At 64.9% G+C, this 14,070-nt stretch carries 13 protein-coding genes and 1 pseudogene; 10 read left to right on the top strand and 4 right to left on the bottom strand.

Annotation, left to right across the window (positions count from 1 at the left end):
* Positions 1-245 (bottom strand): annotated as a pseudogene (locus BN1233_RS48515) (two pore domain potassium channel family protein); the annotation flags it as partial.
* A 68-nt stretch (positions 246-313) separates the two neighbouring features.
* A complete protein-coding gene (locus tag BN1233_RS23245; protein ID WP_046865997.1) occupies positions 314-670 on the bottom strand; it encodes an HdeA/HdeB family chaperone in 357 nt (118 codons plus the stop codon).
* A gap of 658 nt (positions 671-1,328) precedes the next feature.
* Here BN1233_RS23245 and BN1233_RS23250 point away from each other — a divergent pair.
* The 5 genes from BN1233_RS23250 (at position 1,329) to BN1233_RS23275 (ending at position 7,444) form a co-directional block, all read left to right on the top strand.
* A complete protein-coding gene (locus BN1233_RS23250; protein WP_046865998.1) occupies positions 1,329-3,053 on the top strand; it encodes a S8 family peptidase in 1,725 nt (574 codons plus the stop codon).
* Positions 3,054-3,673: 620 nt separating this feature from the next.
* The gene (locus BN1233_RS23260) at positions 3,674-4,240 is read left to right on the top strand and encodes a hypothetical protein (RefSeq protein WP_244470762.1); all 567 of its coding nucleotides are present in this window, start codon (positions 3,674-3,676) and stop codon (positions 4,238-4,240) included.
* A gap of 29 nt (positions 4,241-4,269) precedes the next feature.
* Positions 4,270-4,923 carry a L,D-transpeptidase gene (locus BN1233_RS23265; protein ID WP_082145609.1) on the top strand — a complete coding sequence of 218 codons (654 nt, stop codon included), beginning with the start codon at positions 4,270-4,272 and terminating at the stop codon, positions 4,921-4,923.
* A 60-nt stretch (positions 4,924-4,983) separates the two neighbouring features.
* Complete coding sequence (locus BN1233_RS23270) at positions 4,984-6,021, top strand: amino acid ABC transporter substrate-binding protein (protein ID WP_052763893.1); 1,038 nt, start codon at positions 4,984-4,986, stop codon at positions 6,019-6,021.
* Between the two features lie 325 nt (positions 6,022-6,346).
* The gene (locus BN1233_RS23275; protein ID WP_147707457.1) at positions 6,347-7,444 is read left to right on the top strand and encodes an AraC family transcriptional regulator; all 1,098 of its coding nucleotides are present in this window, start codon (positions 6,347-6,349) and stop codon (positions 7,442-7,444) included.
* 185 nt (positions 7,445-7,629) lie between these two features.
* Here the strand turns inward: BN1233_RS23275 and BN1233_RS23280 are convergent, their stop codons facing one another.
* Entirely contained in the window at positions 7,630-7,944 is a 315-nt protein-coding gene (locus BN1233_RS23280) for a DUF6894 family protein (RefSeq protein ID WP_048708383.1), read from the bottom strand.
* 489 nt (positions 7,945-8,433) lie between these two features.
* Complete coding sequence (locus tag BN1233_RS23285) at positions 8,434-9,747, bottom strand: MFS transporter (RefSeq protein ID WP_147707459.1); 1,314 nt, start codon at positions 9,745-9,747, stop codon at positions 8,434-8,436.
* 285 nt (positions 9,748-10,032) lie between these two features.
* Between BN1233_RS23285 and BN1233_RS23290 the strand changes: the two genes are divergently transcribed.
* From BN1233_RS23290 to BN1233_RS23310, 5 genes are all read left to right on the top strand, one after another.
* On the top strand, positions 10,033-10,500 hold the full coding sequence (locus BN1233_RS23290; protein ID WP_048708385.1) for a hypothetical protein: 468 nt from the start codon (positions 10,033-10,035) through the stop codon (positions 10,498-10,500).
* 125 nt (positions 10,501-10,625) lie between these two features.
* Positions 10,626-11,855 (top strand): alpha/beta hydrolase, encoded by a 1,230-nt coding sequence (locus BN1233_RS23295; protein ID WP_046866181.1) that lies wholly within the window; start codon positions 10,626-10,628, stop codon positions 11,853-11,855.
* Positions 11,856-12,066: 211 nt separating this feature from the next.
* A complete protein-coding gene (locus BN1233_RS49825; protein WP_046866001.1) occupies positions 12,067-12,348 on the top strand; it encodes a helix-turn-helix domain-containing protein in 282 nt (93 codons plus the stop codon).
* A gap of 307 nt (positions 12,349-12,655) precedes the next feature.
* Entirely contained in the window at positions 12,656-13,408 is a 753-nt protein-coding gene (gene aqpZ / locus BN1233_RS23305) for an aquaporin Z (protein ID WP_046866002.1), read from the top strand.
* Between the two features lie 28 nt (positions 13,409-13,436).
* Positions 13,437-13,655 (top strand): hypothetical protein, encoded by a 219-nt coding sequence (locus tag BN1233_RS23310; RefSeq protein ID WP_046866003.1) that lies wholly within the window; start codon positions 13,437-13,439, stop codon positions 13,653-13,655.
* Positions 13,656-14,070: the final 415 nt, after the last annotated feature.

A 14,070-nucleotide genomic window follows, 5' to 3' on the forward strand; every position in this document is an offset into this window, starting at 1 on the left:
ATCCTGTCCGGAGGAGCGACATCCAGGATCGCATAGGTCAGCGACCATGTGATCACCTCGGCAACGTGCGCAACCAGCAGGACCCCGACGGTTGCGACCATGACAGCGGTGAGCCACACCTGAGGGCGTCGGTGCTCCCACTTTCCGGCGCGGCGGGCGGTAGCCACGACCGTCGTCATCACCACGGCATGGATGGCAATGTTGCCGAGACTGACGATGCCACCCATGAGAAGCTGTCGCAGCATGTTCCATTCGCCAAATCAGACCAGGCATTGTCATGCGCCGCGACGCCGTTCGATCCGGATGGCTTCCGTTACTTCACGGTTATGCCGCGTTTCGATCTCGTATCCTTGAAGACGATGTCGATTGCCTGAATCACCTTCTTGCTCTGGTTCTCCTTGCAGTAGGTGATGATCTCGTGCTCGAGGTCCTTGCCGCGCTTGACGTTGAACATGTGCTTCTTGGCGAGACCGTTGTACCAGCCGCTGTACCAGGTCGTCAGCATGTCGGCGTCTTCCTGGTAGGTTCCTGCAAGCTGCGCGCAAGTAAGCTTCTGGACATCGATCCAGCCATCCGCGTCCGCGTAGCTGGACAATGGGACTGCCGTCTGAGCCTGCGCGCCGAAACCTGCCATGACCAAGACCGCCGCGAGAAGTCTCTTCTGCTTCATATCGCTGTTCCCTCTTATCTCCTCTTGGGTCTGCCTTCGTCCAGAATGACGAGACATTACGCGAAGGCTCCTCCGCGTGCTTGACACTTTGAGACGGTGGCTTGGCAATTCGGGACAGGCCTGCGCCGCACCTTGGGAATGCCTACGCCAGCCGGCACTTACAAATGATGGCGCTTTCGGGAGCAGTCCCACAATGGAACGAGGTAACGAAGTACGTCAGCAGAATCCTGGTCCTGCCGCCATCGGCAACTGTGGCCCAGAAACCTCAATCGGATTGATCTATCACCAAAGCGACCATATCGGTTAATTCGGATAGCCTCAGGAAGTCTGAGATCGGGCTCTCCTGAATGCGCGTCCGGGTGCAATATAAGGTCGCCCTTCCCGCTGTTTCTCTCTGTATGGCACTACGACCGCGACAGTTGTGATCTTGCATATCGCACAACCTCCGCGTCGGACCACGTTAAGACGAATATTTCCTAGATTCCAGTAAACGCCCAGACGGCAGCGGTCCTCCGATGCGGCACATTACGATCACTCTTGTCCTTACTATTACGTTTGCTCTCAAGGTTATGTCCCGATAATGGTATAGTTAGGTGCTAGCGAGGTTGTCTGTCTGTGCGCCTTCCACAGCGCTGCAGCGGCGAGCGGAGCGGGACTAATGACACGTCTGGGCGAGACCGTCAGGGTGATGCGTGAGGCGCAGAGCGAGCGAAACATTTCAGCCCGGATCAGGGGCAGTATTCAAAAGCGCAGTGATCTTCCGCCAACGACATTTGCCATTGCCGTTGAGGGAAAGCATAGGCTGGATCGTGAAAAGATCGAGCGTGAAATCGAAAACATCCATCAGGTTGTTGCGAAGGCAATCGACCTGTTCGATGGAGATCAGAACTGGGCCTTGATTCTCTTTCCCGGGGTGACTGTCGCCGATCTTCCCTATCCACCATTCGACTTCGCCTATGATCTTGCCCAACGATTCGATCTCCACACTTCCGAGCCTGCCATCCCGTCAACGTTTTATCCGGAAGAGCCGAACCACAAGATCGGGATACGATCGGTAGACGATATCAGCGGGACTTGCTGGACTCCGGAAGAGGATGCGGCTGATCTCGATCCGCATTGGGCGACGAAGCGCATCAAGGCTCCCGAGGCATGGGCATATTCCTCCGCGCAAGGACGTCCTGCAAAAGGAGCTGGAATCTCCGTGTTTCAGCCCGATACTGGAGTGGTCGGGCATTATGATGCCAATGGAACCCTGAGACTCCACCGAGAGCTCGAGAATTCGAGTATCGATCTCAGCCGTGCTGCCGACATCATTGACCAGGATCCATTGCCGATCGATCCTGCGGATTACGGTTGGTCGTCCGGGCACGGAACGGGGACGGCCAGTGTTGTCGTAAGTCGGGAAGCAAATGCCATGGTCGGCGCCGCACCCGCAGCGACGCTGGTTCCGGTGCGATGCGTCATGTTCGTTGCGCAGCTCGATCTAACGTCGGTTGCGATGGCCGTCGATCATGCCAGGCGCCAGCCGGACGCACATATCATCACGATGAGCCTCGGGGGACTCTATTCTCGCGCTCTCCAGAGGGCCATCGCGCGCGCCATCGATGACAACATACTCGTCATGGCGGCAGCAGGAAATTGCGTCGGTTTCGTCGTCCACCCGGCGGCTCTCCCGGAATGCATTGCCGTCGCAGGCACGACCCACGAGGACGCAGCCTGGCGCGGAAGTTGCAGCGGCCCTGAGGTCGACTGGAGTGCGCCCGCAGAGTTCGTTCAGCGTGCTTCTGCAGCCGGCGGCAGCCTAGTGAACGTCGGCTTAGGACAAGGCACGTCGTTCGCGGTTGCGCTTTCAGCTGGCGCTGCAGCCGCATGGCTGGCTCATTACGGACGAGATGAACTGATCAAGTCGCTCCGGAAGCAAGAGACACTCCAGGATCGCTTCAGGGCTATTGCTCAAAGAACAGCGGACCCGCACACTGTCTGCGATCCAGGACGGTTTGGCGCTGGCATCTTGAATGTGAGGAGCCTTCTGGAAAACGGTGGGCCGAAGGCTCGTCTTCCGCGTATCGCCACGGGTGTCGCGCAATCGGTCGAGGATACGACTCGTAGCGTGCGCGCCCAAGCTGCCCAGGCCGCAGCACTCTTCGGTGGATCGGTAACCGCGAGCATTCCGCACAAGAATCCCACCTTCGATTGGGAGCTCCACGCGATGGAAGTGTCATGGCTGATATACACGCGCATGCTCCGAGAGAGAGCCGCAGCTTCCGCCAGATTGGCGGGGGCCCAGACCGTGCGCGCTCGAAAAGTAGAGGTGAGCGATCGTCTGTCTGCTGCAATCCGGAGCTCCCGAGATCCGACGCTCCGTAGCCTGCTCGGTGCATGATCACTGGTTCGACTGGACGCCGACCAGCATCACCAGCCCGGCATCGTCGGCGCTGATCATGCGAGCGATCTTGTCAGGCTGAATGCGGGTTGGTCTTGTCAATCGCAATCACGTCCAGATGGCCGTCCCGGCCCAGAACCGCTCTCTCACGGCAGTCACGGGCCAAGCCGTAGACCGAGGGAGCCCTTCAAGGTGTATGCGAGTTGGCGCTCTGGAAGCAATGAGCAGTCGGATACGGTTTCGTGCGGCCCTGCCTGCGATTGCGCTCGCCGGCAGGCGGCACACGCCTGTCCCAGATTGCCAAGCGATTGTCCCGAAGTGTCAAGCACCGAGGCGAGCGCCTCATAATGTTTCCGTTTCCGATCGAAACCAGCGCCAAGCACGATAAGGGGAACAGGCATAGAAGAGAACACCTCGCAACGGCCTTGCGAGCGGTGACGGCATGCGGCACTGTGGCCAAGGCAGCCGCCCCGATGTTCACCTCCGCGGACGTGGATACTTGGATCCACGTCCGGGAATGGACGTCGTGATGCTTGCAGAAACCGCCGGAAAGATGCCGGCCAACCCTCATTGCCATTGAGGTGATGTTAATTTCGGGGTCACGAATACGGGAGCAGGACGTGCCGCTTGAATCGCCGATCACCGAAGAGTACGCGGGAGGAGCGGAAGGCCTGTGGCGAGCCTTGCCGTCGGCAGGAAAACTCCGGAATGCAGTGCATCCTCCACGGCCTCACCTCGGGCCCGCGGTCGCGAGCATCCTGGTCCTGGCAGCCACGGGCTGCGCTCCCACGCTCGGAGAGGCACCTCCTTCCGCCGGCATCGCGGCTCCCGCCGCCTTCGAGAGAGAGCGGTTGATCGGGCGATGGGGCGTCGCTTCGTTTCACGACGACAAGGACCGGAAGAGAACGGAGCGCGAAGCAAAGGCCCAGTGCAGCCTTCCCTATACGATCGCAAAGGGGCCGACCGACGGGGTCATGATGCATGTCGCCGACGATCCGAAGCTCTACGAGCTCAGGCTGAAGGGCGATGCTGCAGGCAAGACCTATCTCGGCTTCGAAGCGCCTCCGGGCGATCCGCAGGACCGTGAGATCCTGTCAGCCACGGACAATATCTTGATCATGCGCTTCGTCGATCCGGACGCGAACCGAAGATACGGCACGTTCGTCTATGTGCGCTGCGGCGCCTGACGGTCGAAGCCCGACCTGTGGAGGACCCTATGCTATCGAATTTGCCGGCGACCAAGGATCAGGCATCAACCTGGAGAGCGCTCGCCATCGCGGCCGGGTTTTGGCTCGCAGCTTGCCATCCCGACCCAGCGGCGGCTCAGGCGGGAGCCACGCCCGCAACCGAGGACGCCCTCGATATCGGTGACGAGCCCGGGCGCATCTCGACCGAAGAAGCCGTCATCAGCGAAGGGCCCTATGCTCGGCAGGTCGTTTTCTTTCGGTCCAACGAGCCGCCCGGCACTTTGATCATCCACACCTCGGAGCGGTTCGTCTACGTGGTCCAGGGCAACAATCGTGCTCTGCGCTACGGCATCGGTGTCGGACGCGAAGGCTTCCAATGGGCCGGACTGGTGCGGGTCAGCCGCAAGGCCGAGTGGCCGGACTGGCGTCCTCCGCCGGAGATGATCGCACGCCAGCCCTATCTCCCCCGCTTCATGGCTGGCGGCCCCGGAAATCCGATGGGGGCACGCGCCCTCTATCTCGGCTCGACGGTCTTTCGCATCCACGGCACAAACCAGCCGGAGACGATCGGCCACGCCATCTCATCCGGCTGTTTCCGCTTGGCGAACGGCGACATCATCGATCTCTACGAGCGCGTGCCGGTCGGCACCAAGGTTGTGGTTCGCCATGGCGCCAGTCTGTGAGCGGCAAGCCTCCCCCGGCATGGAACCGGGGATCGCCATCGTATGCGGAGATCGGGAACCATGCTGAATGTGGCCAAAGCTCATGCCCGTTGCATCTCCGCCGGAATTGCGGCGGCCCTGCTCTGCGCCTTCGCGCTGCCCGTTACGGCCGGAACCCTCGAGGCCGTAAAGCAGCGCGGCGTCCTGCAATGTGGCGTCAGTGAGGGCTTGTTCGGGTTCTCGGTGCGGGACAGTCAAGGTGAGTGGTCCGGTTTCGACGTCGATTTCTGCCGAGCAGTCGCAGGAGCCATCTTCGACGACCCTGCGAAGGTGATGTTCGTGCCGCTCTCCGCCAGCGAGAGGTTCAACGCACTGCGCGCCGGCCGCATCGATCTGCTGTCCCGGAACTCGACATGGACCCTGGAACGGGAGGCGGGCCTCGGCCTGGCCTTCGCGGGCATCACCTATCACGACGGCCAAGGCTTCATGGTCATGCGCGATCTCAACGTCACCTCCGCGCTCGAACTCGACCGCGCCAAGGTGTGCGTCGAGAGCGGCACGACGACCCAACTCAGTCTGGCCGACTTCTTCCGCGCCAATGCGATGACTTTCGAGGAGCATGCCTTTCCGAGCAGCACGGAAGCTTTTGACGGATTCCAATCCGGTCGGTGCAACGTCCTGACGAGAGATCTCTCCGCGCTCTACGCAGTGCGCTCTAAGCTTCCTCGTCCAGGTGATGCCGTCATTCTCCCGGACGTGATTTCGAAGGAGCCGCTCGGGCCGGTGACGCGCGCCGACGACTTCGCCTGGTTCAATATCGTGAAGTGGGTGAACTTCGCGCTCGTGAATGCGGAAGAACTCGGTATATCGTCCCAGAATGCGACGGAAGCGATGGCGTCCCGCAAGCCTGACGTGCGGCGCTTCGTGGGCGCAGAAGGTGGGCTCGGCAAGATGCTGGGGTTGGAGGACGCCTGGGCCCTGCGCGCCGTCCGTGCTGCAGGTAACTATTCCGAGATTTATGAGCGCAATCTCGGCGTCAGGTCGCGACTCAGCATTCCGCGTGGCCTGAATCAACTCTGGAGCATGGGAGGCATCCTCTACGCTCCCCCGCTCCGGTGAGAGACAGGGTATCCGTTGCGTTTCCGAAGGAGTCCGCCCGTCAGGGCGGACCAAGCGAACATCCACGGTCAGCGTCTTGCTCCGGGCTGATCCTCGATGCCACCGGAGCGCCAGCAGGAACGAGCAGCGTCACGAGTCCGTAGCCGGGACCGCCGTGACGGCGAATGTGCTGGGAAAGGCTCCCAGACGCAGGGAAGCAAACTCCCTGAATTGGCCCCAATCGTGCCTTAGCCCATGTTAATCTGGGCGGGCTGAAGCCCTTGTGTCCGCTGACGCCGGCCGTGCCGGGGCACGATCATCTCCGGACCTCTGCGAGGCCATGACGATGGACGACACCAGCGAGGCTCCGTCGACGGGCGTTGGCCAATGGGTTCAGACGCCAGCTCGACCGACCATCCAAGAGCGCCCGGGCCGGACGCTGCCGCCCGGCTCCATTCATCTCGGGGTCGCCAAGGAGATCGTTCCGGTCCTGCACGAGCTCGGCTGCGAGCCCGATCCGGTGCTCCGCGCCGCCGGGCTCGATCCGGCCCTGTTCGAGGACGGCGCGAACACGATCCCGTTCGCGGCCCTGGGGCGGCTGCTGACGCTCGGCGTCGCGCACACCCGCTGCCCGCATCTCGGGCTGCTGGTTGGCCAGCGCGCCTCGATCCTGTCGCTCGGCCTCGTCGGGCGCCTGATGCTGCACTCCGTCACGGTCGGCGACGCCTTGCGCGCCCTCGTCTCGAACCTGAGCATCCAGAACCGCGGCGCGGTGCCGGGGCTGGCCGTCACAGGCGACACGGCGTTGTTCAGCTACGAGGTCTACCAGCCCGAGGTCGAGAGCACCGACCAGATCGCGGACGGCTCCATCGCGGTCGCGGCCAACGCCCTGCGGGCCCTGTGCGGCGCCGACTGGAGCCCAACCGAGGTGCTGCTGCCGCGGGTCGCCCCCATGGACACCGAGCCGTATCGGCGCCACTTTCGGGCGCCGGTGCGCTTCGATCAGGAGGTCGCCGCCCTGGTGTTCCCGGCCCGCGACCTGGAGCACCGGGTCAGCGGCGCCGATCCGGTGCTACGGGCGATGCTCGCGGAGCGCATCCAGCACCTGACAGCCCCGCCGGCCTCCGAGCTCGCGGACCACATCCGGCGGCTGCTGCGCACGCGGCTGACGCGCAACCGCTGCTCGGCGGAGGCCATTGCCGAGCTGCTGAAGATGCACCGCCGGACCCTGACCCGCCACCTGAAGGACAGCGGCATGGGCTACCGGGCGCTCGCCAACGAGGTTCGCTTCGAGATCGCGCGCCAGCTCCTGGAGGACACCGAGGTGCCGCTCGGCCAGATCGCGGCGGCGCTCGGCTATTCGGAGGCCAGCGCCTTCACGCGCGCCTTCCGGCGCTGGTCGGGCCAAACCCCAACCGCCTGGCGGGAAGCCTGCGATGAGTGACGTGCCTCAGGCTTGCCCTGCCCGGGCGCAGCCCGGATTTCGCGGAAGAGCCATGCAACTCGCAGAAGCGCCCTTCGGACGGGCCGGAACGCCTGTTCCCAACCAGCAGACCATGGCCGAGGGACTTCTATGAGTCCTGCAATCGGCGCAGGTTCTCAGGGACGAGTTGCGCATGCCGGGACGGCTTATGGCTGCACCGTCCCGTTTCCGTGCCCCCTGGCCGTCCTGTCGACCTTGGAGCGGGGAAGCGGCGGCTGCCCAGCCTGACGGTCAAGGACTTCAAGAAAGGGCAGGTCGAAAACCAATTCGTCCGAGGCGTTCACGACCTCGATGGCATAATCTCGCGGGTTCTGGCCCCGCGCCACGAACTCACCTCCGAGATCCTGGGCAGCGTGGAACACCTCAAGATAGGCCGTCTCCACATCGGGGAAATCGAGACCCAGCGTGTCGCGGCTCAGGCTCCGGCAGGGACCCCTGACGTGAAAGAAGAATCGAGGCATGACGACTCCTCTTGGTTCCGTATCGGATCGGTCGTTCCCGTGTGGGATGATAGGCACGTCGGCCAGGATGGAAACTCCTCGACGCTCATCATAGACCGATGCGGCGCCGCCGCTTGACCGTTTGCGACGATGGCTTGCCAGTTCGGGACAGCCGGATGGCTCATGACGGCAGAGCAGGGCGCCAGCCGTCCCACAGGGACCCGATAACGGCTATCACGATTGCCAAGCCAATCTCCGGAATGGCAGCACGGCCAAACCGGCGAAGCAGGCAAACGGGCACCCGTAACTCCCCCGGATGCAGGAGATCCGCCTGAAGTCGCCCATCCGAACGGCCTGATGGTGACGGCCAGGGCTGCGATGGGCAGGTTTCGCAGGAGGTCAGCTGCCACCAGCTGCAAGGCGATGGCGAGCGCGTCGACGATGCCGGTCAATTGTGTACGGGCCTGGCGGTTTTGGCCACGAAGGTGCGTGCGCTGGTGCGGCTGATCGCTAGTGAAAGCGAACCATGCCGGGCGACGCTTCACTTCCCGGCTTTCGCACGAATTTGGCCCGATCACGCTCCGGATCGATGAGCAGGAAGCCCGCAAGCGCTCCCGAGGCGACGAGGAAGCCAGCGATCATAAAGGCGGTGCGGAACCCGTCCGCAGGGGTGGCGCTCGCGTCGACCATCACTCCCATGACCGTCGGCGCGAGCGGGCCGGCCAGCGTCGTGACGGCGTTGCTGACGCCGAGGGTCGCACCGCGCTGCTCGACCGGCGTGACCTCGGCGATCAGCACGGGTCCGAGCACGAACATGACGTTGCCGAGCGAGAATGCGAGGAGGGTGCACGCAATGGCCGCAACCGAGGCAGTGGTCTGCGACAACAGGATCGTCAACAGCGCCGCGGCGAGGGCGCAGGCGGCGCCGATCCAGCCGCATGCGAGCCGGCCCGGAGCGCCGCGTCGCTGCAGGTGTTCGGAGAGGGCGCTCACGGCAGGCAGGAGCACGACCTGGGCCAACGACACAAGCATGACGATCCAGCCCGCCTGGATCGGTGTGTAACCGAAGGCTCCGGTCAGGAAAGCCGGCAGCCAGACGATGGCAAGGGTCATGAGCCAGTAGGCGGAGAAGCCGACGGTTTGGACACCGATGATCGTTCGGCAGCCGAGCAGCCGGCGGTAGGACGGGTGCGCCTCGGGTCCCTCGGAGACCGACCCGCTGGCTGCGAGAGGGCCTTCGCGAGACACCGCCAGCCATGCAGCGCACCAGGCGAGGCCGGCCGCGCCGAGAAGCGCGAACGCGGCATGCCACGACCAGGTGGCGATCACGTAGACGATCACCGGCGCTGCGATTCCGTTGCCGGCCAGGGCGCCCACGGCGATGAGGCTCGTCGGCATGGCCCGACGCTCGCCCGGGAACCATTTGTAGGCGGCATGCAGCGCGACCGGATAGGCCGGGCCCTCGCTGAGGCCGAGGGCAACCCTGTTGACGACCAGCACGGCGACCGAGAGCGGCAGCAGGAGGGGAAGTTGGCAAAGGGACCAGGACAGCGCCAGGGCGGCCAGGACCCATCGGGTGGAAACACGGTTCACCAGGAACCCGACGACCACCGCGCCGAGCGAGAAGAAGGTGAAGAAGCTCGCCCCGATCAGGCCGAACTCCGAATGGTTCAACCCGAGTTCCTGCATGATCGGGACGGCGGCGAGCCCGAGCACCGCCCGGTCGGCAAAGTTGATGAGCATGAACAGGATCAGCAGGGCCACCGTGATCCAGGCGCCTGCCGCATCGGCGGTTGCCCCGGTGGAGGTCGTTCGCGCGCTCACTTCCTCCTCCACGTCTCTCCACCAGCCGGCCCCGTGGGAACCAACGCCCGGCGGGCCGGGAGCCACGCGGGGACACGCCCGATCAGGTGGATGTCACAAAAGATCAAGGGAACGTCCTGTTCGGTCAAGCGTGGTGCTCCGGTCGGGTTAGGGTGAGCCCACGACGGCGGCAGCCAAGGCTCGCGATGGAGCGGGCCGCCGGTTGGCTCGTGGTCGATCGCCGTCTGGGCAAGGACTCCCCCTGTCCGGTCCCCATCTCTGGATCCGCTCCCGAAGGAGGTGCCGATGCACCGACTCCGCCAAGCCTGCATTGCGGCCTGCCAAGCCCTCCTGATCGCCGGAACGGCGGTGACGCTAGCATCGCCGGCCAGTGCGCAAACGTCCGCCGCGCCGCGGCCAGTAGCAAGGGTTTCCATCGACCAAGCGCAGTTCGCCTTCATCGGCAGCGCGGCGGTCGGGACCGGGAAGCTCGTCTTTCACGGGCGCACATACCCATTTACGATCAACGGCCTCGGCGTCGGGGGAATCGGGGCATCGAAACTGAGTGCTACCGGCGAGGTCTATCAGCTGGCCCGAGTCTCAGATCTCGAGGGCATCTATGGGCAGGTACGCCTCGGGTGGGCGCTGGCGAACCGCGGCGACGGGCGGCTCTGGCTTCAGAACGACAAGGGCGTGATCCTCCGGCTGAAAACGAAGCGCCAGGGCCTGATGCTCGCGACCGGGGCCGACGCAGTTCGCATCCAACTCCCCTGATCCGCATGCCTGCCTCGCGAGAGACCTACATGGCGAGCCCCTGCACGCTTCCGTGGACGGGCGTCCGGCGAGGTCGCGGATGGAGTCCGGCCCGCCCGGATGGCCGCGGCGCTCGGACAGGATCCTTGCCCGGCTCGGTTCTTCGGTTGCTGCCGATCCTGGCGGTCGTCCTGCCCCTCGGGGCGTGTGCCAGCCTGCACGGCGTGTTGGTGCCCGTGAGCAGATCGGTGCCCGGTGCCAGCCAAGTTGACATGCTGGTCGCCACCACGCGCAAGCGGGCCGACCCGACGGAACTGTTCTCGGGAGATCGGGGCCCGGCCGCAGCCTTCGCCAACATCACGGTCTCGATTCCGCCCGCAAGTGCGCGGCAGATCGGCGAGGTGCAGTGGCCGCGGCAGGTGCCCGGCAACCCGGCCACGGACTTCGTGACGCTCAAGGCCGACGTGATCGACCGGGAGCGGGCGCTTGCCTGGTTCCACCGCACCCTGCGCACTGCCCCCAGGCGGCAGGTGCTCGTCTTCATCCACGGCTTCAATAATCGCTTCGATGACGCGGTCTTCCGCTTCGCCCAGGTCGTACACGACTCCGAGGCCCGGGTCGTGCCGATCCTGTTCACTTGGCCCTCACGCGGCAGCGTGCTGGCCTATGGCTACGACCGCGAGAGCACGGCCTATTCCCGCAATGGCCTGGAGAGCCTGCTGAAGGCGATCTCGCGCGATCCGGCCGTCGGCGAGATCTCGATCCTGGCGCACTCCATGGGCAACTCGCTGGCCCTCGAGACCCTGCGCCAGATGGCCATCCGGGATGGCCGGGTCGCGCCGAAGATCCGCAACGTCCTCCTCGCGGCACCCGACGTGGACGTCGACCTCGCCCGCGAGGCGATCCTCGACATGGGGCCGAAGGCGAACCGCCCCGCCTTCACCCTGTTCGTGTCGCAGGACGACCGTGCGCTGGCGGTCTCCCGGCGGGTGTGGGGCAGCGCGGCGCGGCTTGGCGCCATCAATCCCGATCAGGAGCCCTACCGGACGCAGCTCGAACGGGCGGACATCACGGTTCTCGATCTCACTAAGCTGAAGGCCGGCGACCCGCTCAACCACGGCAAGTTCGCCGAGAGCCCCGAGGTGGTCCAGCTCATCGGGAAGCGCCTGGCCGAGGGGCAGACGGTGACGGATTCCCGGGTCGGACTGGGCGAGCGCATCATCCAGGCGACCGCGGGCGCGGCCACCGCTGTGGGAACGGCGGCGGGCCTGGCGGTATCGGCCCCATTGACGATCGTCGACCCGCAGACGCGACAAACGTTCGGGTCCCACGTCGAAGGATTGGGACAGTCCGCTGCCGACGTCGTGGCGCCCTAGACGCCGGGGGATCATCGCGCAACCCGCCGTGGAACCGATCGGACGGGTCGTGGCCGCCCGCCTCGGATAGCCCGGGCAGACAGTGTCCGTCACATCGAGAGAGCAAGAGCCATGCTGGGATTGATCCTGATCACCACGCCGCTTGCGATCGCCGTCATCCTGTCGATCCTGGCCATGACCCAGGCCGGAGCCGCCCGCCGCCCGCGAGGTCTTGGCAGTCAGCGGCCAGGAACCGGGTTTCGACTCATCCGTGGTCGGCGTCGAACCTGAGCATCAGGACCGCGGCGCGGTGCCATCCCTGTTGGTCGAAGGCGATATGGCGCTGTTCAGCTACGAGGTCTACCAGCCCGAGATCGCGCGCCAGCTCCTGGAGGACACCGAGGTGCCGCTCGGTCAGATCACGGCGGCGCTGGGCTATTCGGAAACCAGTGCCTTCACCCGCGCCTTCCGGCGCTGGTCGGGCCCAAACCCCAACCGCCTGGCGGGCCGATGACCATGAGGAGTGAGGCGACGGCCCAAACTGTCAAGGGATTGTCCTTTCCAATCAAGCGCACCCTCGCAGCGCGGCTATAGTGATTCTGCGGGCCGCAGAAGGCTCCGCCAAATGAAGCCAGGACGTCCACGCCGTTCCGCTCCCGTGCGGATCGCCAGCCATCCAGACCGCGTGTCGGGGCCGGACTCCTGGAAGCAAGCGTCCCTGCGTTCCACTAGGCTCCCGACGAGCCTGTCTTGATCGGCACCTCTGCCGACGTCGCTCCTGAACACGAGCCATCGCCTCGGGCGATTGCAAGGAGCTGCCCATGGACCTTCACAACAGCCACAACATTCACAAATGCGCCGCCGAGGCGATCGGCACCTTCTGGCTGACTTTTGCGGGCTGCGGCAGCGCGGTGATCGCCGCCGCCTTCCCGGAGGTCGGCATTGGCCTGCTCGGGGTCGCGCTGGCCTTCGGGCTCACGGTGCTGACCATGGCCTATGCGATCGGCCACATCTCGGGCTGCCATCTCAACCCGGCCGTCACTGTTGGACTGGCGGCGGGCGGCCGCTTCCCGAAGCAGGACATTCTGCCCTACATCGTCGCGCAGGTGATCGGAGCAGTCGTCGCCGCGACGGTGCTCTATCTGATCGCCCGCGGCGCGCCGGGCTTCGACCTCGCCAAGGGCTTTGCGGCGAACGGCTACGGCGCGCATTCGCCAGGCCAGTACAGTCTGCTCTCCGGCTTCCTGGCCGAGGTGGTGCTCACCATGATGTTCCTGTTCATCATCATGGGCGCCACCCACGGCAAGGCACCGGTGGGCTTTGCGCCGATCGCCATTGGGCTCGCGCTCACGCTCATCCACCTCGTGGGCATCCCGATCACCAACACCTCCGTGAACCCGGCCCGCAGCACCGGTCCGGCGCTGTTCGTGGGCGGCTGGGCGCTCGCGCAGCTCTGGCTGTTCTGGGTCGCGCCGCTTATCGGCGGCGCACTCGGCGGCATCCTCTATCGCTGGCTCAGCGAAGAACCCTCGGCGCTCGTCACGGGAGTGACGCCGCCAGCCCCAGCCGAGTGACTCGGCTCTCTTAACCGGAGATTGCACTATGAAGCGGTTCCTGATCAGCCTCGCCCTCCTGGGAGGTTTCCTCGGGGCGTATTTCGCCACCGCGACCACGGAAGCGAGCGCGGCGACATGCGCGCGCGGCGTCTATCGCGCCGGCTGCGCCGGTCCACGGGGGGCGGTGGTCACGCGCCGGCCTGTCGCGCCTCCGCGAACCGTCTGTGCCCGCGGCGTGTATCGGGCCGGCTGCGTCGTACGGTAGGCGCCATCATTACCGTCGGGGCGGTTTGCCGGCCGTCGCGCTCGCTGGGCTTCGGTCGGAAGCACCCGCATGCGTCACAGGCAATGTGATGGCATGCGTGCCTGCGAGGTGACGGCATCAGTCCCGGCGGCATCACGCACGCACCTCTTCGTGCAGGTGATCAGGCAGGGGGCCAGCGGCCGGGTGGGTCTTCGAGGAGCCGGGGCATGACGACGATCATGTCCGGATCGATGCTGACGACCCGCCCAGCAACGTCGTCGGCAAGAGCTCGAAGCTACGGTGAGCGCCGTCGAAGGACGAGCGTCAGAAGTCGGACTCGTCCTCGTACATCTCCATGCGACGATCCTCCAGGGCCCCTCTCATTCCAAGTGCCTGAGAGCGTGAATCGCGTCGTGACCTTGCTCATCTCCTAAGA

Source organism: Microvirga massiliensis (genome assembly GCF_001006805.1).
Lineage (GTDB): Bacteria > Pseudomonadota > Alphaproteobacteria > Rhizobiales > Beijerinckiaceae > Microvirga > Microvirga massiliensis.

What these genes read in the sequence shown, in the direction of transcription:
- BN1233_RS23275 (WP_147707457.1), top strand. Translation starts at nt 6,347, where the DNA reads ATGGACGACACCAGCGAGGCTCCGTCGACGGGCGTTGGCCAATGGGTT.
- BN1233_RS23280 (WP_048708383.1), bottom strand. Translation starts at nt 7,944, where the DNA reads ATGCCTCGATTCTTCTTTCACGTCAGGGGTCCCTGCCGGAGCCTGAGC.
- BN1233_RS23270 (WP_052763893.1), top strand. Translation starts at nt 4,984, where the DNA reads ATGCTGAATGTGGCCAAAGCTCATGCCCGTTGCATCTCCGCCGGAATT.
- BN1233_RS23265 (WP_082145609.1), top strand. Translation starts at nt 4,270, where the DNA reads ATGCTATCGAATTTGCCGGCGACCAAGGATCAGGCATCAACCTGGAGA.
- aqpZ (WP_046866002.1), top strand. Translation starts at nt 12,656, where the DNA reads ATGGACCTTCACAACAGCCACAACATTCACAAATGCGCCGCCGAGGCG.
- BN1233_RS23245 (WP_046865997.1), bottom strand. Translation starts at nt 670, where the DNA reads ATGAAGCAGAAGAGACTTCTCGCGGCGGTCTTGGTCATGGCAGGTTTC.
- BN1233_RS23290 (WP_048708385.1), top strand. Translation starts at nt 10,033, where the DNA reads ATGCACCGACTCCGCCAAGCCTGCATTGCGGCCTGCCAAGCCCTCCTG.
- BN1233_RS23310 (WP_046866003.1), top strand. Translation starts at nt 13,437, where the DNA reads ATGAAGCGGTTCCTGATCAGCCTCGCCCTCCTGGGAGGTTTCCTCGGG.
- BN1233_RS23250 (WP_046865998.1), top strand. Translation starts at nt 1,329, where the DNA reads ATGACACGTCTGGGCGAGACCGTCAGGGTGATGCGTGAGGCGCAGAGC.